The sequence below is a fragment of the Streptomyces sp. NPDC088194 genome, from assembly GCF_040702025.1.
Classification (GTDB): Bacteria; Actinomycetota; Actinomycetes; order Streptomycetales; family Streptomycetaceae; genus Actinacidiphila.
Genome location: NZ_JBFBIV010000003.1, coordinates 112,933 through 132,895, shown reverse-complemented (window position 1 = coordinate 132,895; position 19,963 = coordinate 112,933). Strand labels below are relative to the sequence as shown.

Below are 19,963 nucleotides of genomic sequence, written 5' to 3'. Positions count from 1 at the left end.
TCATGCCTCTCACCCCCGAGGAGCCTCAGATTCACGAGAGCGTCCCGGGTCCCCGCACTGCTCCGGCCGCCGGCCGGAATGCGTCGACCCCCCGTCCAGTCCCCGGCCCGCCGCGACCTGCGGCACCGCGCCCCGCGCCGTCGAGGGAAGCAGCCGCCGCGGGCGTCGGTCCCGGCCGTCCCGGTCCCAACCGGCCCGCGGGCAAGGCCGGACCAGCGGCTCCGGCCGCGCCGCCCGCCGCCGTGCCCGCGCAGCGTTCCACCGACGGCACGTCCGCCCAGATCCAGCTCATCCCCGCTCCGGAGGCAGGCGCGATCGACGCGGCCGACGAAACGGTTGACCTGCTGCTGGACACCGGCCGTGCCCCCGGCGAGATCCTGGTGCTGACCGCCGGCGAGCAGCATCCCTGGGCCGCCCACGAGCTGTCCTTCGGCGAGGCGTCCTACTGGGCCCAGCACGACGCGGCCGACGACGTGTTCTACGCCGACATCCGCGCCACCCGTGCCACCGGCCGCCCGGTCGTGGTCGTCGCGCTCAACGGCGGTGACGACGAGGGGATGTCGCGCGCGCTGGCGGAGGCGCTGGCCCGCGCCGGTGTGCTGCTGATCGTGTGCGGCGACCCGGCCCGGACCAACGGGTTGCTCGGCGCCACCGCCTGACCGAGGGCCTGGGCGGTTCGCGGCACGGCGGCCGGACATCCGGCCGCCGGGCCTGGCCGCCGCGCTGCCGCGACGCGGCCGCCGGTGAACGCGCGGGTTCGCCGCGAAGGCGGTCACCCGGGCTTGTGCCGCGAAGGCGTTCGCCCGGCGGGCGGTCAGCGCACGGCGGCCTGGCGCCCGGCCAGCGGCGACCCGTTCGGAAGCGGGGCGTGCGCCGGCGGGTTCGTCCGCAGCACAGTCGCCGAGCGGGCGTTGGGCGTACGGCCGGCGCGGCTTTCGCCGATGACGTTCCACCCGTCGTCGGTGAGGGTGACGTAGGACCCGCAGCGCAGCCCGTGCAGCGTGCAGGCGTCGCGCAGGCCCCACATCCAGGCACCGTCCTCCGCGGTCCACTCCGGACCGCCGTCCCGGCAGACCATGAGGACCGCGACCCGCACCGGGTGGCGCAGCCGCAGGTCATGGGGGATGACCCGGCGCAGATGGGAGAGCAGGGCGTTGCGGCGTTCCCAGCCGTCCAGGACTCCGCCGCGACCGGTGAACGAGGCACTGGCCCTGATCCGTCCGTCCGGGTCGTAGACCGCGACCACGGCGGTCGCCGGCGTGGGCAGATGCCTGGCGTGCAGGTCCTTGATGACGTCGCGCGGGCTGGCCAGCATCGGCACTCCGCTGCCGGCCCACTCGGCCGGCTCGACGCTGCGCGACACCCGGGGGGAACCGGCGGACGAGGTCTCAGGAACGAACCCGATGGTCACGGTCCTCCCTTCACGGATGCACCCGTAGACCGGGCGCGGGCGCACGCCGGTCAAGGGGCTCGGAGAGCCGATCGGGAATCCACCGCCAATTCTTCCTCTCGTACTGCCATGCGGCAACGGGCAATTGGTGGCAACGACCGGTATGGCAGTGTCCGCCGGATAGATCCCATCCGGCCGAGCGACCCGGTCCGGCACCCGCCGGGACCAGCGCGAACGCGGCGGCGGCCCCGGTGCGCGGCGGCGCTCTCCCGCTGTCGGGGGGCCGCGGGCCGGTCGGGGCCGGAGCGCGTCGCCGGGGCGTGGGATTGGGACGTTGTCGGTGTTGTGGGGTTGCATGGGGACATGAGCAACCAGGAGCTGCGTGCGGAAGCCGATGCGATCCTTGCCGAGCTGGTGGGCGGCCCGGAGGGTTCGGCGCGGCTGCGGGAGGACCAGTGGCAGGCGGTGGCGGCGCTGGTGGAGGAGCGCCGGCGTGCGCTGGTGGTGCAGCGCACCGGCTGGGGCAAGTCGGCGGTGTACTTCGTCGCCACGGCGCTGCTGCGCCGGCGCGGGTCCGGCCCCACGGTGATCATCTCGCCGCTGCTGGCGCTGATGCGCAACCAGGTCGAGGCGGCCGCGCGCGCCGGCATCCAGGCGCGGACCATCAACTCGGCCAACCCGGAGGAGTGGGAGACGATCTACGCAGAGGTCGAGCGCGGGGAGACGGACGTCCTCCTGGTGAGTCCCGAGCGGCTCAATTCGGTCGACTTCCGTGATCAGGTGCTGCCCAAGCTCGCGGCCACGACCGGTCTGCTGGTGGTCGACGAGGCGCACTGCATCTCCGACTGGGGCCACGACTTCCGCCCCGACTACCGCCGGTTGCGGGCCATGCTCGCCGAGCTGCCGGCGGGCGTGCCGGTACTGGCGACCACCGCGACCGCCAACGCGCGCGTGACCGCGGACGTGGCCGAGCAGTTGGGTACCGGAGGCGGTGAGGCGCTGGTGCTCCGGGGCACGCTCGAACGCGAGAGCCTGCGGCTGGGCGTCGTCCGGCTGCCGGACGCCGCGCACCGGCTGGCCTGGCTCGCCGAGCACCTGGACGAACTGCCGGGCTCGGGAATCATCTACACGCTCACCGTGGCCGCGGCCGAGGAGGCCACCGCGTTCCTGCGGCAGCGGGGCTTCGAGGTGGCCTCGTACACCGGGAAGACGGAGAACGCCGAACGCTTGCAGGCCGAGGTCGACCTGCAGGAGAACCGGGTCAAGGCCCTGGTCGCGACATCGGCGCTGGGCATGGGCTACGACAAACCCGACCTGGGTTTCGTGGTCCACCTCGGCTCGCCCTCCTCGCCGATCGCCTACTACCAGCAGGTGGGCCGTGCGGGGCGCGGGGTGGCGCACGCCGACGTGCTGCTGCTGCCCGGCAGGGAGGACGAAGCCATCTGGCGCTACTTCGCCGACACCGCCTTCCCGCCGGAGGCGCAGGTCCGGCAGACCCTCGCGGCCCTCGCCGAGGCGGGGCGTCCGCTGTCCGTGCCGGCCCTGGAAGCCGCGGTGGACCTCCGGCGCGGCCGGCTGGAGACGATGCTGAAGGTGCTGGACGTCGACGGCGCGGTCAAGCGGGTGAAGGGCGGCTGGGCGGCGACGGGCGCGGAGTGGGCGTACGACGAGGAGCGCTACGCGTGGGTGGCCCGGCAGCGTTCGGCCGAGCAGCAGGCCATGCGCGACTACGTGAGCACGCCCCGGTGCCGGATGGAGTTCCTGCGCCGGCAGCTGGACGACGAAGGGGCGGTCCCTTGCGGCCGTTGCGACAACTGCGCGGGGGCGTGGGTCGATTCCTCGGTCTCGGCCGGGGCGTTGACGGGGGCGGCGAAGGAACTGGACCGTCCCGGGGTGGAGATCGAACCCCGCCGGATGTGGCCGACGGGGATGGCCGCGCTCGGCATCGACCTCAAGGGGCGCATTCCGGCCAAGGAGCAGTGCTCGGCCGGGCGCGCGCTGGGCAGGCTGTCGGACATCGGCTGGGGCAACCGGCTGCGGCCGTTGCTGGCCGAGGACGCGCCCGACGGACCCGTGCCCGACGAGGTCCTGCGGGCCGCCGTGGCCGTCCTCGCCGACTGGGCCCGCTCTCCCGGCGGCTGGGCGACGGACGCCCCGGACGCTTCCGCCCGGCCGGTCGGGGTCGTCGCCGTCCCGTCGCTGGCCCGCCCGCAACTGGTCGGCTCCCTTGCCGAGGGGATCGCGAACGTCGGCCGCCTCCCCTTCCTGGGCAGCCTGACGTACACCGGGGCGAGCGGGGCGCACGCGGCACGTCGCAGCAACTCCGCCCAGCGGTTGCGGGCGCTGTCCGGCGCGTTCACCGTCTCCGAGGAGCTGGCCGCTGCCCTGGCGAGCGCTCCGGGGGCCGTTCTGCTGGTGGACGACTCCACCGACTCCGGGTGGACCCTCGCGGTCGCTGCGCGCTTGCTGCGCCAGGCGGGCAGCGGTGAGGTGCTTCCGTTGGTCCTCGCTGCGGCAGGCTGACCTGGGGCTGGGGCTGGGGCTGGGGCTGGGGCTGGGGCTGGGGCTGGGGCTGGGCCGGGTGCCGGGTGCCGGGTGTTCGGGATGAGTGCTGGGGGTTGAGCCCTGAGGGCCGGGCGTTGGGCCTGGTACGTGTCCGGTCGTGGGTGCGTCGGGTCCTGCCTGCGTTGTCCACAGCCGAACGGGTGATCTCCCGCGGGAGAGCCGTTCCATGCGTCATCGTCGAGTCATGACACAGAGCGACGAAATTCAGCACGGACAGTCATCGGATGGGCCGATGGAGGTCAAGGTCACGCTGCGCGGCCCGGGCGAGCTCGCGGACGCGCTGCCCTATCTGCTCGGCTTCCAACCGACGGACAGCCTGGTCCTCGTGGCACTGCACGGGGAGCACGGCCGCTTCGGCGGGAGGCTGCGGGTGAGCCTGCCGGAGAATCCGGCGGACTGGTCGGTCACCGCCGGCCATCTCGCCGAGTGCCTGGTGCGGAACAGCACCCGCCGCGGCGGACATCCCGACGCGGTCGTGGTCTTCCTCTGCCAGGACCCGTCCGAGGGCGAGCGGCCGTCGGACGTGATGGAGCGGCTGCGGCCTCTCGCCCAGCGACTGCGGGTCGCCTGCGGGGAGTTGGACGTGCCGGTGGTGGAGGCGCTGTGCGTGTCGGCCGGGCGCTGGTGGTCCTACTGCCTGCCGGACCGCGCACCGTCACCGGCCGAGGGCACCGCTCTTCCGCCGCCAGGCAGCACCGCCATGGCCGCCACTGCCGCATACGCGGGGCTTCCGACTCCCGGCTCGCTGCGGGACATCGAGGCCCGGCTCAGGCCGGCGGCGGTCCGCGACCACCAGCGGGAGATCGCGCTGGACATCGCCTGCGCCGAGGTGCTGCCGCGGATGCTGGCCGACAACCGCGTCGAGGAGACGCGTCGCCGCACACTCGGGCTGGCCCGCGCGGCGCTGGAGCGGCTCCGGGCCGTGCCGCGGCTCGATGACGCGGTCAGGTCCGACGAGCAGGACGACGCGCTGCTGGCCGACGACGAGGCGGCCACCGTGATCCTCGGCCTCCAGGACAAGGCCGCCCGCGACCGCGCAGCGGAGTGGGCGGAGCCCGGGCAGGCGGACGCGGCCGTCCGGTTGTGGCGGGCGCTGGCTCGCCGTTGCGTCGGGCCGTATCAGGAGCACGCGGTCGCGCCGCTCACCCTCACCGGTTGGGTCGCATGGTCGACGGGGGACGAGGCCGAGGCCCGCGTCGCCCTGCGGATGGCGCTCGACCTCGATCCGAACTACACGTTCGCCCGGCTGTTGCACACCTCCGTCAACGAGGGCTTGGACCCTGAGCTGCTGCGGCGCACCCTGCGCCAGGAACGGCGCAAGCGTGTGCTCGGCAGGGCCGCCACCCGCCGCGGGCCGACCGGCGCTGCGGGCCGAGGTCCCGACCCTCGCGCGCCGAGGGACCGCCGTGCCCGGACCCGCCGGTGACCGCCCTCATGACCCGCGTACCGCTCCGGCGCACGGGACAGGTGGACGCCGAGGGGCGCGCATGAGGGCTCCCGCGGGGCGGTGCGTGTGGCGGTCGGGGAAAGTGGGATGCCAGGGGCGGTGGCTGGGAATTGACACCACCTGATCGTCAAGAGAGTCGATCGGGCTGTTTATCGTCAGGGAGACGACTAAGATCGCGTCATGTCGCCCTACGACCCGTCGGCCTTCCCGCCCTTCGCCGTCACCGTCGACCTGGTGGTGCTCACGGTGCGACATCACGCGCTGTGCGCGCTCTCGGTGCGCAGGGGCGAGCCTCCGTTCCAGGGCCGGTGGGCGCTGCCTGGTGGTTTCGTCCGCGACGACGAGGACCTCTCGCAGGCGGCGGCCCGCGAGTTGGCCGAGGAGACGGGGCTGCGCGCCCAGAACGGCGCCCATCTGGAACAGCTCGCCACCTATGGCGATCCGCAGCGCGACCCGAGGATGAGGGTGGTCAGCGTGGCGCACCTCGTGCTCGCGCCGGACCTGCCGGCGCCTCGCGCCGGCGGCGATGCGCGCAGTGCCCGGTGGGCACCGGTCGGCACGCTGCTGGCGGAGAACGGCCAGGACCACCCGGGCGACGCGGCCCCGCTCGCCTTCGACCACGGGCGCATCCTCGCCGACGGGGTCGAGCGGGCCCGGTCGAAGATCGAGTACTCCTCGCTGGCCACGGCCTTCTGCCCTCCCGAGTTCACCGTCGGGGAGCTGCGGCGGGTGTACGAAGCGGTGTGGGGGGTGGCGCTCGACCCGCGCAACTTCCATCGCAAGGTGACCGGGACGGTCGGCTTCCTCGTGCCGACCGGAGGCACGACGACCCGTCAGGGCGGGCGCCCGGCACAGTTGTTCAGGGCCGGGGGTGCGGCGCTGCTCAATCCGCCGATGCTCCGACCAGAGGTGTAATTTCGGGGCTTTTGTCCGTTTTATTGGGTATTTCAGCGCTATGGTGTTGGAGTGATCCAGGCCATCGGACTGACCAGCTTGTCCCGTCGCAACACCCCGCCTGCCGTCGCCGACCTGACCTTCGAGGTGCGGGAGGGCGAGGTGACCGGCCTGCTCGGACCGGCCGGCTCGGGCAAGTCCACCGCGCTGCGCCTGCTGCTGGGGGTGCAGCCGGGCCGCGGCGCCACCCTCGTCGACGGTCGCCCGCTGCACGAACTGGCCCGCCCCGCCCACGAGATCGGTGCCGTGCTCGGCGACGTCCCCGGGCACCCCCGCCGCAGTGCCCGTGGCCACCTGCGCATGCTCTGCTCCGCCTACGGACTGCCGCTCGCGCGCGCCGACGAGGTCCTCGAGGCGGTCGGCCTGGACGCGGTGGCGCACGAGCGGCTCGACACGCACTCGCTCGGCATGGACCGCCGGCTGGGCTTCGCCGTCGCGTTGCTCACCCGTCCGCGCGCCCTGATCCTGGACGACCCCGCCCACGGTCTGCTGCCGCGCGAGGCCGCCTGGGTCCATGAACTGGTGCGCCGGCACGCGGCGGAAGGCGGCGCCGTCCTGCTCGCCGGCCGGGACGCCGGCGCGCTGGCCCGTACGTCCGACCGCGTGCTCGCGCTGGACGGCGGCCGGCTGGTGGCCGACGAGGCCGCGGCGCAGTTCGCGCGCAGCCGGCTGCGTCCTTACGTGGCGGTGCGGTCGCCCTACGCCCAACGGCTGGCCGAACTGCTCAGCGACGACGGCGCCGAGGTGGTCGCCGCGAGCGGCAGTCGTATCGCGGTGTACGGCACGACGTCCGCGGTGGTGGGGGAGACCGCCTACCGGCACGGCATCCTGCTGCACGAGCTGGCCGACACCAGTGCCGACCGGCTCGACCGGGACCGGGCCGAGGCCGATCCGGAGGAGGCGGCCGTGCCGCGGCAGCGGACCGAGGCCCGGCGGTCGCGACGCATCGGGCGCCGTCCTGGCCCGGTCCGCCCGATCGGGTACGAGGCTCGTCGCGCCTTCGGCGTGCGCACGCCCTGGCCCGCGGTGTTCGGCGCGCTGCTGTGCTCGGCGCTCGGCGCGGTGCTGATCGCCCGGACCGGAGTGGCGCACAGCTCGGCCCTGCACATGCTGTCGGGCTGGGCGCCTGAACTACCGCTGCCCGCGGCGGCGATCGGGGCCGGACTGCTCGGCGCGCTCAGCTACGGCCAGGAGTTCCGCTACCCGGCACTCGGGCCAGGCCATGGCCCCGAGCCCCGCAGCCCCCGCCTGCTCGGCGCCAAACTCGTGGTCGGTGCGGTGACGGCGTTGCTGCTCGCCGCGGCGGCCACCGCCGTCGACGTCGCCACCCTCAGGCTGCTCGTCCCCCGCGGTCATGCACCGGACCCGCTCGCCCACCCCGCCGCGCTGGCCGGCTGCGCCGCGCTCGCGGTCGGGTGCTGCTGGGCCGGGGTGCTGGCGGCGGCGGTCTTCCGCACCACCGCGCTCGGAGTGTCCGCGGTGCTCGCGGTGCCGCTGCTCGCCGTACCAGCCGTGCGTGCGCTGCTCGGTGGGCCGCAGGCAAGGGAACTCGGTGACGCCGGCGAGGCGTTGTGGTCGGTGGTGAGCGGCGTGTCCCAGGGTGGCGGGGGCGTGAGCGGCGCGCTGCGCTTCGTCGGCCAACCCCTTTTCCTGGGGCTGGCGTTGTCACTCACCGTGCTGGTCGGCGCTTTCACGGCAAGCGCGTTGCGCGGGCGGCGGCAGGAGCGGCGGTCAACTGCCGTGTCCACCGGAGCAAGTGCGCCGCTCCCTGGCGAGGATGGGTGAATCCTCCAGAAAAAACGTCAATTATCAGGTGATGAGTGCTCACCCTTTCGTGTGCTTTTCAGCAAAGCCCTCAAGGCCGGGTTCGGCATCGCCGACAAAGGATGCGTGAGTACCCTTGCGCATTCCATGATGACCGCGGCCCGTTCCGCCGACTCCGGTATCGCCGGTTCGGGCGAGCTCGATCGCTATCCGTACACCGATGCCCCCGGCACCGAACGCCCCGGGCTCCACGCCTGGGAAGGCGTGGAACCTGACATGAGCCGGGTCGGCCGCCGCGCCGGAGGCAGCCGCGGCCGTGGTCTGCACGGCCAACTCGTCCAGCAGCTCGGTCAGATGATCGTCTCGGGCGACCTGGGCGCCGATCGCCCGCTGGTCCCCGAGGAGATCGGCCAGCGCTTCGAGGTCTCCCGCACCGTGGTGCGCGAGTCCCTGCGCGTGCTCGAGGCCAAGGGCCTCGTCAGCGCCCGGCCGAACGTCGGCACCCGGGTCCGCCCGGTCAGTGACTGGAACCTGCTCGACCCCGACATCATCGAGTGGCGCGCCTTCGGTCCGCAGCGCGACGACCAGCGCCGCGAACTGCTCGAACTGCGCGCGACCATCGAGCCGGTCGCCGCCCGGCTGGCGGCCGGCCACGGCCGCGAGGACGTCCAGCAGCGGCTGGCGGACATGGCCGAGATCATGGCCCACGCCAGCGCCCAGGGCGACTCGCTCACCTTCAGCCGGGCGGACGCCGAGTTCCACACCCTGGTGCTCCAGGTCGCGGGCAACCGGATGCTGGAGCACCTGTCCGGCATCGTGTCGGCCGCCCTGCACGTCTCCGGCGGCCTGGCCACCGGCTGCGAGCGTCCGGGGGACACCTCGGTCGGCCTGCACCACCGGATCGTGGAGGCGCTGGCCGAAGGTGACGGCGGCACCGCCGAGGCGGCCATGCGCCAGCTGCTGGCCGCGCCGTCCGAGCCGGCAGCGGCGCCCGCCGCCGACCACGTGGTCCCGGCGCCCCGCGAGAAGAACTGATCGCCCCGGGAGCCGCCGCGGACCCCGATCCGGGGGTCGGCGGCGGCCCCATGTGTGCGAGATGCCCGGTTCTGGTATGTATCAGTACGTTATGGGGTGTGACTCGGGCCACGTAAGCTTGGCGTAACGCTTGGCGAGGCAGTGCGATGACTTAAGAGGTGGCCGCCGCACACGCAATGTTCAACCGAATATTCGGCGTCAGGACTGATGCCGAGTCGCTGTGCGGTACCACTCAGTCGTTCCCATCGTTCCGAGAGGTTGTTCGTGTCGGCCAGCACATCCCGTACGCTCCCGTCCGAGATCGCCGAATCCGAGTCTCTGATGGCGCTCATCGAGCAGGGTAAGGCCCAGGGCCAGATCGCCGGCGACGATGTGCGTCGGGCGTTCGAAGCGGACCAGATTCCGGCAACCCAGTGGAAGAACGTTCTGCGCAGCCTCAACCAGGTCCTCGACGAGGAGGGTGTGACGCTGATGGTGACCGCCGCAGAGGCGCCCAAGCGCACCCGTAAGAGCGTCGCAGCCAAGAGCCCGGCGAAACGTACTGCCACCAAGACGGTCGCCACCAAGACGGCGGCCCCAGCCAAGAAGACCGTAGCGCCCAAGGCCCCCGCCCCGGAGGCGGTGACCGAGGCCGAGACCACGGTGGAGCCATCGGTGGAGGCGGAGAACCCAGCCAAGAAGGCGCCCGCGAAGAAGACCGCGGCCAAGAAGACGGCTGCCAAGAAGGCCCCGGCGAAGAAGGCGACGACGAAGAAGTCCTCGGGCGACGACGCCGAGACGGACGAGTCGATCGAGGACGCCGCGCCCGGCAAGGGCGGCGAAGAGGATGCCGAGAAGCCGGAGTCCGAGAGCTTCGTGCTCTCCGACGACGACGAGGACGACGCGCCTGCCCAGCAGGTCGCCGTCGCCGGCGCCACCGCCGACCCGGTCAAGGACTACCTGAAGCAGATCGGCAAGGTCCCGCTGCTCAACGCCGAGCAGGAGGTCGAGCTCGCCAAGCGGATCGAGGCCGGTCTGTTCGCCGAGGACAAGCTCGCGGCGGCCGACAAGCTCGCGCCCAAGCTCAAGCGCGAGCTGGAGATCATCGCCGAGGACGGTCGCTGGGCGAAGAACCACCTGCTGGAGGCCAACCTCCGCCTCGTGGTCTCGCTGGCCAAGCGCTACACCGGCCGCGGCATGCTCTTCCTCGACCTGATCCAGGAGGGCAACCTCGGCCTGATCCGTGCGGTCGAGAAGTTCGACTACACCAAGGGCTTCAAGTTCTCCACCTACGCGACCTGGTGGATTCGTCAGGCGATCACCCGTGCCATGGCCGACCAGGCCCGCACCATCCGTATCCCGGTGCACATGGTCGAGGTCATCAACAAGCTGGCCCGCGTCCAGCGCCAGATGCTCCAGGACCTGGGCCGCGAGCCCACCCCGGAGGAGCTGGCCAAGGAACTCGACATGACCCCCGAGAAGGTCATCGAGGTCCAGAAGTACGGCCGTGAGCCCATCTCGCTGCACACCCCGCTCGGCGAGGACGGCGACAGCGAGTTCGGTGACCTGATCGAGGACTCCGAGGCCGTCGTGCCCGCCGACGCGGTGAGCTTCACCCTCCTCCAGGAGCAGCTCCACTCGGTCCTGGACACCCTGTCGGAGCGCGAGGCGGGCGTGGTCTCCATGCGCTTCGGCCTCACCGACGGGCAGCCCAAGACGCTGGACGAGATCGGCAAGGTCTACGGAGTGACGCGCGAGCGCATCCGCCAGATCGAGTCGAAGACGATGTCCAAGCTGCGCCACCCGTCGCGGTCCCAGGTCCTGCGGGACTACCTGGACTGACGCCCCCCGACCCGGCCTGCCCCCGGCGCTGAACCGGCGCCTGGGGCGGTCCAGGGACGGTTGCCTCTGCGGATGCGGCCTCCTGACCTGTCGATGACTCTGGGTATGCAGAGTGATTCACAGGGTCAGGAGGCCGTATGCGTTTCAGTGTCCGTACCGTCATCGCGGCGATAGTCGCGCTGCTGCCGGCTCTGGTGGTGCCGCTGGCGCTGCCCGCCACCCCGGCAGCGGCCCATGAGGTCGTCGTGGGCGGTACCCCGACCACGACCCAGCAGGAGCCCTGGGTGGTGGCCCTGTCCAGCCGCTCCCGCTTCGGCGACGACCGTTCCGGCCAGTTTTGCGGCGGCGTGGCCGTCGGGGCCCGCACGGTGGTCACCGCCGCGCACTGCTTCGGCAAGGAGGCGCTGGGCGTGTCCGACTGGCAGCAGTTGCCGGATCTCAGGGTCATCGCGGACCGCACCGACCTGACCAGTGACAGCGGCGAGGAGCTCCGGCTCTCCAAGGTGTGGGTGAACCCGGACTTCGACCAGACCACCAACGCTAACGACGTCGCGGTGATCACGCTGGCGGAGCCGCTGCCCGACGGCGCGGCAATCCCGATGGCCGAACCCTCGGACACGGATTCCTACCGCCCGGGCACCCAGGCCCAGGTCTACGGCTGGGGGGACACCACCGGCAGTGGTGACTACGCGTCCGCGCTGCGTACCGCGAACGTCACGGTCTTCGCCGACTCGGTGTGTGAGCAGGCGTACCCGGGCGGTAGCGTCGGCAGCTATGTGCCCGCGTCGATGATGTGCGCGGGCGCGCAGCAGGGCGGGCACGACGCATGCCAGGGCGACAGCGGCGGTCCGCTGGTCGTCGCCGGCCGGCTGGTCGGCCTGGTGTCATGGGGGAACGGCTGCGCGATGGCGGACTACCCGGGTGTGTACACGCGGGTGTCCGCGATGGAGGCGCTGATCGCACAGCACATGTGACGCAGCGCGGCGCAGGGAATCGATGGCCCGTCGCGGCGCGCCACACGGACCGTCGGCGAACCGACGGCCCTGGTGGACGCCCGATGGGTCCGGGGGTGTACCGGTCGGCCTGAGATGTACCGGCTGGGTCTGGGACCTGACGGCGGCCCGGGAAAACCCGCGGGCGGACACCCCCTCAAGGGGTCCGTCCGCCCGCGGCTCCGAACTCGTCGCTGGTCTGAAGGCTCAGCGCTCGTCGTCTCCCGTCGACGCCGGGGTCTCGTTCAGCCGACCGGTCTCGTCCTGTATCTCGGCTGCGATCTTCTTCAGTTCGGGCTCGAACTTGCGGCCATGGTGCGCGCAGAAGAGCAGCTCTCCGCCGCTGATGAGCACGACACGCAGGTAGGCCTGAGCGCCGCAACGGTCGCAGCGGTCGCCCGCTGTCAGCGGACTCGCGGGGGTCAGAACAGTAGTCACGTCGCCTCTTCTCTAGCTCGACGAGCTGTCGTACCAGGGTCAACATCCAACCAGGCCGAAAACGTTCCCGCTGACGGCTTTTTCTCGGAACCGTCCTCGGTGTGACCGGGTGTTACCGATTGGCGGCGAATAGGAGTCAATTGCGGCGGATGTCGGGTGTGGAGCTGTTGTCCGGATCGCCCCCCGGCTGGCAACCGGGTTGTTGGAGAGGACGTGCCCGGAGCCTAAATGGTTCATGCCTCTTTGGGAACGTGACATGTGTATCACTCGCGCGGGTTATCGAACGCCTGCTCGACGAGGACTAGGATGAACCATCCAGATGCCGGGTCGCGGCAGTGTCCACCTGCCCCGCATCGGTACCCTCTCACCGACACGGCTGAATATCTTGACCGAGGAGCTGCCCGCGTGACCGCCGAAACATCCGTGCCGCCCGCCGCGCTGCTGACGGGCGCAGATCGTGACGGTTCCAATTACACCGCGCGGCACCTCCTCGTCCTCGAAGGTCTCGAGGCTGTCCGCAAGCGACCCGGTATGTACATCGGCTCGACCGACAGTCGCGGACTGATGCACTGCGTCTGGGAGATCATCGACAACTCCGTCGATGAGGCGCTGGGCGGCCACGGCGACAGGATCGAGGTCGTGCTGCACTCCGACGGGTCCATCGAGGTGCGGGACAACGGCCGCGGCATCCCGGTCGACGTCGAGCCCAAGACGGGCCTGTCCGGTGTCGAGGTCGTCATGACCAAGCTGCACGCCGGCGGCAAGTTCGGCGGCGGCTCCTACGCCGCCTCCGGCGGTCTGCACGGCGTCGGCGCCTCGGTGGTCAACGCGCTGTCCGCGCGCCTGGACGTCGAAGTGGACCGCGGCGGCCACACCCACAGCATCAGCTTCCGCCGCGGTGTCCCCGGGATCTTCACCGAGTCCGGCCCCGACGCGCCCTTCGAGCCGGCCAGCGGCGTGACCCGCACCAAGAAGATCCCGCGCACCCGCACCGGCACCAGGGTGCGGTACTGGGCCGACCGGCAGATCTTCCTCAAGGACGCCAAGCTCTCCCTGGACAACCTCCACCAGCGCGCCCGGCAGACCGCGTTCCTCGTCCCCGGCCTGACCATCGTGGTGCGCGACGAGCGCGGCATCGAGGAGGACAAGCCGGTCGAGGACGTCTTCCACTACGACGGCGGCATCAGCGAGTTCTGCGAGTACCTCGCCCCCGACAAGCCGATCTGCGACGTGCAGCGGCTGACCGGCAGCGGCACCTTCAAGGAGACCGTCCCCGTACTCGACGACCGCGGGCACATGACCCCCACCGAGGTCACCCGCGAACTCGGTGTCGACATCGCCCTGCGCTGGGGCACCGGTTACGACACCTCGCTCAAGTCGTTCGTGAACATCATCGCGACGCCCAAGGGCGGCACCCATGTGACCGGATTCGAGCGCTCGGTCGCCAAGACGGTCAACGAGGTGCTGCGCGCCACCAAACTGCTGCGCGTCGCCGAGGACGACATCGTCAAGGACGACGCGATGGAGGGGCTGACGGCGGTGGTCACCGTCCGGCTGGCCGAGCCGCAGTTCGAGGGGCAGACCAAGGAGGTGCTGGGCACCTCGGCGGCGAACCGGATCGTGGCCGCCGTGGTGACCAAGGAGCTCAAGGACTTCCTGACCTCCACCCGGCGCGACACCAAGGGCCAGGCCCGGGCCGTCCTGGAGAAGGCCGTCGCCGCGGCCAGGACCCGGATCGCCGCCCGCCAGCACAAGGAGGCGCAGCGCAGGAAGACCGCGCTGGAGACCTCCTCGCTGCCCGCCAAGCTCGCCGACTGCCGCAGCGACAACGTCGAGCGCAGCGAACTGTTCATCGTCGAGGGCGACTCGGCGCTCGGCACCGCCAAGCTGGCGCGCAACTCCGAGTTCCAGGCGCTCCTGCCGATCCGCGGCAAGATCCTCAACGTGCAGAAGTCCTCCGTCTCGGACATGCTCAAGAACGCCGAGTGCGGGGCGATCATCCAGGTGATAGGAGCCGGCTCCGGGCGCACCTTCGACATCGACCAGGCGCGCTACGGCAAGGTGATCTTCCTGGCCGACGCCGATGTCGACGGCGCCCACATCCGCTGCCTGCTGCTGACCCTCTTCCAGCGCTACATGCGCGCCATGGTCGAGGAGGGCCGGGTCTTCTCCGCCGTCCCCCCGCTGCACCGGATCGAGCTCGTCCAGCCCAAGAAGGGGCAGGACAAGTACCTGTACACCTACTCCGACGCCGAACTGCGCCAGACCCTCCAGGACCTCAACCGGCGCAACGTCCGCTACAAGGACAGCATCCAGCGCTACAAGGGCCTCGGCGAGATGGACGCCAATCAGCTGGCCGAGACCACGATGGACCCGCGCCACCGCACCCTGCGCCGGATCAACATCAGCGATCTCGAAGCCGCGGAGCAGGCGTTCGACCTCCTGATGGGCAACGAGGTCGCGCCGCGCAAGGAGTTCATCTCCAGTTCCGCCTCGACCCTGGACCGCGCGCGGATCGACGTCTGACCCGCGGCCGTACGAGCCTCCCGCCATCCGGCACACGCGCCCGCCCGCTCCCCGTCAACGCGGGAGCGGGCGGGCGCGCGTGGTCGCGTAGGACAGGTCCTTGCCCCAGCAGCCGGGGCCCTCGGCGGCTGCGTTGCCGAGTTTCGCGCCCAGTGCGGTCAGGACGGCGGCGAACTCCGCGTCCGTCCGCTCCTGGGAGGCGCCCAGTCTCAGGAGCATGGCTGTGATCCTGTCCCGCCGGCGCACCCGCGCGGTGAGGCGCGTGCGAGGCCGCGTCGGACCCGCTCGAACGGCTCGGCCGCCGGCTGGGCTCAACCCGGGCCGGCCCCTTCTCCACCCCCGGGTGGAGAACGTTTTTCAACCCACGGCTTGATCCGCTGACCAGTGGATTTCCGTAGATTCGAGGACATAGCCCATCGTCGAATCGCCCTTCGGAGGCAACTGCCATGTCCGGTCTGGTCAACGCGCTGGTGATCCTCGCGGTCATCGGGGTGGTGCTCGCCCGCCAGCTCAGGCCCCGTGCCGTCGCGGGCGGCCGGTGGTGGCTCATGCCCGCTGTTCTGCTCGTGTTGGCGATACGGGACGGAGGCGGCCTGATCGACGGGCAACATGAGCATGCCGCCGTGACCCTGCTCGCCGCGGAGTTGGTGGTCGGTGCCGTGATGGGGATCGTCTGGGCCACGACCACCCAGCTGTGGACCGAGTCCGACGGCCGGGTGATGGCGAAGGGCACCAAGGCGACCCTGGCGGTATGGGTGCTGGGCATAGCCGTGCGCGTGGGGCTCTACGCGGTCGCGTCCGCGGTGGGCGTGCACCAGAGCTCGTCCTCGGTGCTGCTCGCGGTCGCCGCGACACTGCTCATACGCAGCGGGGTGCTCTTCTGGCGAGCCCAGAGCCTGGGGCCGTCGTACCGTACGGTCTCATGAGCACCTGGACGTCCTGGCCCTCTCAGGAGGCGCTGTCCCGTGAGATTCGGCCACGGGCCCGGCGCAGGATCGGGCGGGGCATCCGGCTGGTGCTGACGGCCGCCTCGATGTGGGGGATCATCGCCAGAGGCGAACTGAGCCCTTGGGCGACCCTGGGCGCGTGCCTTGGGGTGCTGGTCCTGTACGGGGTGGTGTGGTGCTACTTCCGGACCACGCTGCGGCACCGGCTGTGGCCGGCGCTGGGCATGCTCGCGCTGCTGGTGGCAGGGGGCGCCATCGCGGCGGGCCTGGACGCGACTCTTCCCGCGGTGATGCTGTGGTGTGGCTGCGCGGTGCTGGCGCTGGAGCGGCTGCCGCTGGCCGTGGGGCTTGCGGTGGCGGCGGTCGCGTTGACGGTCTTCGCGCTGTTCGACAGCGGTGACAACTGGCTGGTGACGACGCTGACCGCGCTCGGACTGTCGCTCGCGGGCTACACCGTGCGGTTGGACGCGGAGGCGCGCGGTAACACCCATCGGCTGCTCGTCCAGGAGCGGGCCGCGCGGAAGGCCGAGGCGGAGACGGCGGCGCTCGCCGAGCGGGCCAGGATCGCCCGGGAGATCCATGACGTGCTCGCGCACAGCCTGTCCGCGCAGGCCGTCCACTTGGAGGCCACCCGGCTGCTGGTCGAGCGGGGGGTGGACCGGGAGGTGGTGCTGGAGCGGGTGGTGGCGGCCCGGCGGATGGCGCGGGAAGGGCTGGCCGAGACGAGGCAGGCGCTGTCCGCGCTGCGCGGGGACATGGCGCCGGTGGAGGAGTTCCTGCGGGAACTGGTGGCGTCGGAGGGAGCACGGTTGGAGGTGGACGGGGAGCCGCGGCAACTGCCGGCGGAGGCCGGGCTCGCGGTGCGGAGAGTCGCGCAGGAGGCGATGACGAACGTGCGCAAGCACGCGCCGGGAGCGGAAGTCGTGCTCCGCCTGGAGTACCGGCCGAAGGAGGTGGAGTTGGAGTTCCGCGACTTCGGCGGCCGATCGCCTGTGGATAACTCTTTGGGGGTCTCCGGATCGGGCTACGGTCTTCGAGGGATGCGGGAGCGCGCCGAACTGCTGGGCGGCGCGTTGGACGCCGGACCGGCAGAGGAGGGCTTCGTGGTGCGCTTGCGGGTGCCCGCGTGACGCGGGTGGTGGTCGCGGACGACCAGACGGTGGTGCGCGAAGGAATCGTGATGTTGCTGGGGCTGCTCCCCGGGATCGACGTGGTGGGAGCGGCAGGAGATGGAGAGGAGGCGGTGCGGCTGGTGGCGGAGCAGCGGCCGGACGTGGTGCTGATGGATCTGCGGATGCCCCGCTGCGACGGGGTGGAGGCGACCCGGCGGATTCGGGCGCAGCACCCGGGCACGCAGGTGGTGGTGCTGACGACGTACGCGGACGACGACTCGTTGTTCCCGGCGCTGCGGGCCGGGGCGCGGGGGTATCTGACGAAGGACGCGGGCGGGGAGGAGATCGCCCGGGCCATCGCCGATGTGACGGCGGGCCGGGCGGGGTTGTCGTCGGCGGTGCAGCGCCGGGTGCTGGATGTGCTGGCGCAGGGTGAGCGCGCGGCGGCGGGCCCGGTGCGGCAGGAGGGAGAGGAGTTGCCCGACGGGCTGACGATACGGGAGGCGGAGGTGTTGGCACTGGTGGCGGAGGGGTTGTCCAACGCGGAGATCACCGAGCGGCTGCACGTGAGCATGGCCACCGTAAAGACGCACATCAACAACCTGTTTGCCAAGACCGGGGCACGCGATCGGGCTCAGGCCGTGGGATACGCCTACCGGCACGGGATCACCTGATGGTGTGAAGGTTTCGGCTTGTTGGGCCTGGATCTTCCCGCTCTGTCCATGATTGGCCGCACGGCCGACCGGCCGGTGGATCGAGGAGAGTTCGGTGGACGAGCACGGCGGGGGAGACCCGGGGACGCTGGGGGTGGACAGCCCGTGGCGGCAGACCGCGGTGGCACGGCAGTGGCTGCCGGAGCCGGATGCCGGTCCGGGCGCGGACAGAGAACAGGCCGAGGCGCCCGCGGAGGTGCCAGGGGCGCCTCGCGAGGACGAGGCGGCGATCCGGGCGGCGGTGTACGTGGAGGTCCAGCGCAGCGCGACGTTCGGGGAAGTGCGGGACAGCTACCGGGGGTTCGCGTTTCCGGCGGTGGCGGCGTTTGTCACCTGGTACCTGGTCTACGTGGTGGCGGCGACCACCGCGCCGGGGCTGATGGCCCGGCGGGTGGCGGGTGAGCTGAATGTGGCGATGGTCGCGGGGCTGGCGCAGTTCGCGACGACTTTCCTCCTGACGTGGGCGTATGCGCGGCACGCGCGGCTGCGGCGGGACCGGGCGGCACTGGACCTCCGGTGGACGTTGGCCACCAGGACCGGGCAGGAGCGGGTGCGGTGACAGGGCAGTTGACGAGTCGGCCGGCGGGACAGCCGACGGGCGTGGCGTTTCTGGCGGACGGGACCGGGGATCACCAGGGGCTGGCGATCGTCCTGTTCACGGTGTTCGTGTCGGTGACGCTGGCGATCACGGCGTGGGCGGGGCGGCGGCGCACCTCGTCGGAGGAGTTCTTCGCCGGCGGGCGGCTGTTCACTCCGGCGGAGAACGGCTTCGCGATCGCCGGGGACTACATGTCGGCGGCGTCGTTCCTCGGCATCTCCGGGCTGATCGCGCTGTTCGGGTACGACGGGCTGCTGTACTCGGTCGGGTTCTTCGTGGCGTGGCTGATCGTGCTGATGCTCGTCGCCGAGCTGGTGCGGAACGTCGGGCGGTACACGCTGGCGGATGTGCTGTCGGCGCGGATGCGGCACCGGCCGGTGCGGATCGCGGCGGGGACGGCGTCGGTGACGGTGTCGATCCTGTACCTGGTGGCGCAGATGGTCGGCGCGGGCAGTCTGGTCGGGCTGCTGCTCGGCGGGACCGGGTCGGCCAGGACCTGGACGGTGATCGGGGTCGGGGCGCTGATGGTGGTCTATGTGTCGTTCGGCGGGATGCGGGCGACCACGTGGATTCAGATCGTGAAGACCGTGCTGCTGATGGGCGGGACGGTGGCGCTGACGGTGATGGTGCTGGTCAAGTTCCATGGAAACGTGGACTGGTTGCTGCGGTCGGCGGTGACGGGCAGCGGGCAGGGTGACGCGTTTCTCGCGCCGGGGCTGAAGTACGGCGCGAGCGGCACGTCGCGGCTGGACTTCATCAGCCTGGGGCTGGCGCTGGTGCTGGGCACGGCCGGGCTGCCGCACATCCTGTCGCGGTTCTACACGGTGCCGACGGCGCGTTCGGCGCGGCGGTCGGTGGTGTGGGCGATCGGGCTGATCGGGGCGTTCTACCTGATGACGATCGTGCTGGGCTTCGGGGCGGCGGCGATGGTCGGTTCGGACACGGTGCGGACGTCGAACGAGGCGGGCAACACGGCGGTGCCCCTGCTCGCGGAGGCGCTGGGCGGCGGATCGGGCACGACCGGCGGCGCGGTGCTGTTCGCCGTGGTGGGGTCGGTGGCGTTCGCGACGATCCTGGCGGTGGTGGCGGGCATCACGCTGGCGTCGTCGGCGTCGGTGGCGCACGACCTGTATGCGACGGTGCGGCGCAGGCCCCGCCATGCGGCCAGGCGTGACGCGGGCAATCCCGGCGGGCACATGGAGGAGGACGAGGTACGGGTGGCGCGGTTCGCGGCGGTCGGGATCGGTGCGGTGGCGATCGCGCTGAGCCTGCTGGCGCAGGATCAGAACATCGCGTTCCTGGTCGGGTTGGCGTTCGCGGTGGCGGCGTCGGCGAACCTTCCCTCGTTGCTGTACTCGCTGTTCTGGCGGCGGTTCACCACCAAGGGCGCGGTGTGGTCGATCTACGGCGGACTGGTTCCGGCACTGACCTTGGTGGTGCTGTCTCCGGTGACGTCCGGGCAGGCCGACTCGCTCTTCCCCGGGGTGGACTTCCACGTCTTCCCGTTGGAGAACCCGGGGCTGGTCTCGATCCCGCTGGGCTTCTTCGCCGGCTGGCTGGGCACGGTGCTGACCCGGGAGCCCGCGGATGAGGCGGCGTTCGCGGAGACGGAGGTGCGGTCGCTGACGGGAGCGGGCGCGGTGTAGCCGGCCGGAGGGCTG

17 protein-coding genes are annotated in these 19,963 nt (G+C 71.7%); 14 read left to right on the top strand and 3 right to left on the bottom strand.

Annotated features, from left to right (window positions below; genetic code table 11):
* The first annotated feature begins 2 nt into the window (after positions 1-2).
* Positions 3-659: a hypothetical protein gene (locus tag AB0399_RS02315; RefSeq protein WP_329364013.1), complete on the top strand. Its 657-nt coding sequence runs from the start codon at positions 3-5 to the stop codon at positions 657-659.
* A 155-nt stretch (positions 660-814) separates the two neighbouring features.
* On the opposite strand, the gene AB0399_RS02310 is transcribed toward AB0399_RS02315, so the two are convergent.
* Positions 815-1,411, bottom strand: coding sequence for a hypothetical protein (locus AB0399_RS02310; RefSeq protein ID WP_366409976.1), 597 nt, complete (start codon positions 1,409-1,411; stop codon positions 815-817).
* Between the two features lie 342 nt (positions 1,412-1,753).
* Here AB0399_RS02310 and AB0399_RS02305 point away from each other — a divergent pair, with 342 nt between their 5' ends.
* From AB0399_RS02305 to AB0399_RS02275, 7 genes are all read left to right on the top strand, one after another.
* Entirely contained in the window at positions 1,754-3,913 is a 2,160-nt protein-coding gene (locus AB0399_RS02305; protein ID WP_366409975.1) for a RecQ family ATP-dependent DNA helicase, read from the top strand.
* A gap of 274 nt (positions 3,914-4,187) precedes the next feature.
* Entirely contained in the window at positions 4,188-5,381 is a 1,194-nt protein-coding gene (locus tag AB0399_RS02300) for a DUF4192 domain-containing protein (protein WP_366409974.1), read from the top strand.
* A 201-nt stretch (positions 5,382-5,582) separates the two neighbouring features.
* Positions 5,583-6,317: an NUDIX hydrolase gene (locus AB0399_RS02295; protein WP_328470254.1), complete on the top strand. Its 735-nt coding sequence runs from the start codon at positions 5,583-5,585 to the stop codon at positions 6,315-6,317.
* Positions 6,318-6,368: 51 nt separating this feature from the next.
* A complete protein-coding gene (locus AB0399_RS02290; protein ID WP_366409973.1) occupies positions 6,369-8,141 on the top strand; it encodes an ATP-binding cassette domain-containing protein in 1,773 nt (590 codons plus the stop codon).
* A 51-nt stretch (positions 8,142-8,192) separates the two neighbouring features.
* Positions 8,193-9,155, top strand: coding sequence for a FadR/GntR family transcriptional regulator (locus AB0399_RS02285; RefSeq protein ID WP_366409972.1), 963 nt, complete (start codon positions 8,193-8,195; stop codon positions 9,153-9,155).
* Between the two features lie 264 nt (positions 9,156-9,419).
* Positions 9,420-10,976 (top strand): RNA polymerase sigma factor, encoded by a 1,557-nt coding sequence (locus AB0399_RS02280; protein WP_329364001.1) that lies wholly within the window; start codon positions 9,420-9,422, stop codon positions 10,974-10,976.
* 137 nt (positions 10,977-11,113) lie between these two features.
* On the top strand, positions 11,114-11,950 hold the full coding sequence (locus tag AB0399_RS02275; RefSeq protein ID WP_366409971.1) for a serine protease: 837 nt from the start codon (positions 11,114-11,116) through the stop codon (positions 11,948-11,950).
* Between the two features lie 225 nt (positions 11,951-12,175).
* Here AB0399_RS02275 and AB0399_RS02270 read toward each other — a convergent pair whose 3' ends face one another.
* Positions 12,176-12,406 carry a hypothetical protein gene (locus AB0399_RS02270; protein WP_103884849.1) on the bottom strand — a complete coding sequence of 77 codons (231 nt, stop codon included), beginning with the start codon at positions 12,404-12,406 and terminating at the stop codon, positions 12,176-12,178.
* A gap of 405 nt (positions 12,407-12,811) precedes the next feature.
* Here AB0399_RS02270 and AB0399_RS02265 point away from each other — a divergent pair, with 405 nt between their 5' ends.
* Positions 12,812-14,932, top strand: a complete 2,121-nt coding sequence (locus AB0399_RS02265; protein WP_329363997.1) for a DNA topoisomerase IV subunit B — start codon at positions 12,812-12,814, stop codon at positions 14,930-14,932.
* Between the two features lie 54 nt (positions 14,933-14,986).
* Here the strand turns inward: AB0399_RS02265 and AB0399_RS02260 are convergent, their stop codons facing one another.
* Entirely contained in the window at positions 14,987-15,151 is a 165-nt protein-coding gene (locus AB0399_RS02260) for a hypothetical protein (RefSeq protein ID WP_366409970.1), read from the bottom strand.
* A gap of 227 nt (positions 15,152-15,378) precedes the next feature.
* Between AB0399_RS02260 and AB0399_RS02255 the strand changes: the two genes are divergently transcribed.
* The 5 genes from AB0399_RS02255 (at position 15,379) to AB0399_RS02235 (ending at position 19,948) form a co-directional block, all read left to right on the top strand.
* Positions 15,379-15,858, top strand: coding sequence for a DUF1453 domain-containing protein (locus AB0399_RS02255; protein ID WP_329363993.1), 480 nt, complete (start codon positions 15,379-15,381; stop codon positions 15,856-15,858).
* Complete coding sequence (locus tag AB0399_RS02250) at positions 15,855-17,009, top strand: histidine kinase (protein ID WP_329363991.1); 1,155 nt, start codon at positions 15,855-15,857, stop codon at positions 17,007-17,009. The genes AB0399_RS02255 and AB0399_RS02250 overlap by 4 nt, the downstream gene beginning before the upstream one ends.
* The gene (locus AB0399_RS02245; protein WP_329363989.1) at positions 17,006-17,665 is read left to right on the top strand and encodes a response regulator transcription factor; all 660 of its coding nucleotides are present in this window, start codon (positions 17,006-17,008) and stop codon (positions 17,663-17,665) included. The genes AB0399_RS02250 and AB0399_RS02245 overlap by 4 nt, the downstream gene beginning before the upstream one ends.
* A 94-nt stretch (positions 17,666-17,759) precedes the next feature.
* Positions 17,760-18,263, top strand: coding sequence for a DUF485 domain-containing protein (locus tag AB0399_RS02240; protein WP_366409969.1), 504 nt, complete (start codon positions 17,760-17,762; stop codon positions 18,261-18,263).
* A gap of 41 nt (positions 18,264-18,304) precedes the next feature.
* Entirely contained in the window at positions 18,305-19,948 is a 1,644-nt protein-coding gene (locus tag AB0399_RS02235) for a cation acetate symporter (protein ID WP_366409968.1), read from the top strand.
* Positions 19,949-19,963 lie beyond the last annotated feature (15 nt).

What these genes read in the sequence shown, in the direction of transcription:
- AB0399_RS02315 (WP_329364013.1), top strand. Translation starts at nt 3, where the DNA reads ATGCCTCTCACCCCCGAGGAGCCTCAGATTCACGAGAGCGTCCCGGGT.
- AB0399_RS02305 (WP_366409975.1), top strand. Translation starts at nt 1,754, where the DNA reads ATGAGCAACCAGGAGCTGCGTGCGGAAGCCGATGCGATCCTTGCCGAG.
- AB0399_RS02300 (WP_366409974.1), top strand. Translation starts at nt 4,188, where the DNA reads ATGGAGGTCAAGGTCACGCTGCGCGGCCCGGGCGAGCTCGCGGACGCG.
- AB0399_RS02295 (WP_328470254.1), top strand. Translation starts at nt 5,583, where the DNA reads ATGTCGCCCTACGACCCGTCGGCCTTCCCGCCCTTCGCCGTCACCGTC.
- AB0399_RS02275 (WP_366409971.1), top strand. Translation starts at nt 11,114, where the DNA reads ATGCGTTTCAGTGTCCGTACCGTCATCGCGGCGATAGTCGCGCTGCTG.
- AB0399_RS02260 (WP_366409970.1), bottom strand. Translation starts at nt 15,151, where the DNA reads ATGCTCCTGAGACTGGGCGCCTCCCAGGAGCGGACGGACGCGGAGTTC.
- AB0399_RS02255 (WP_329363993.1), top strand. Translation starts at nt 15,379, where the DNA reads ATGTCCGGTCTGGTCAACGCGCTGGTGATCCTCGCGGTCATCGGGGTG.
- AB0399_RS02250 (WP_329363991.1), top strand. Translation starts at nt 15,855, where the DNA reads ATGAGCACCTGGACGTCCTGGCCCTCTCAGGAGGCGCTGTCCCGTGAG.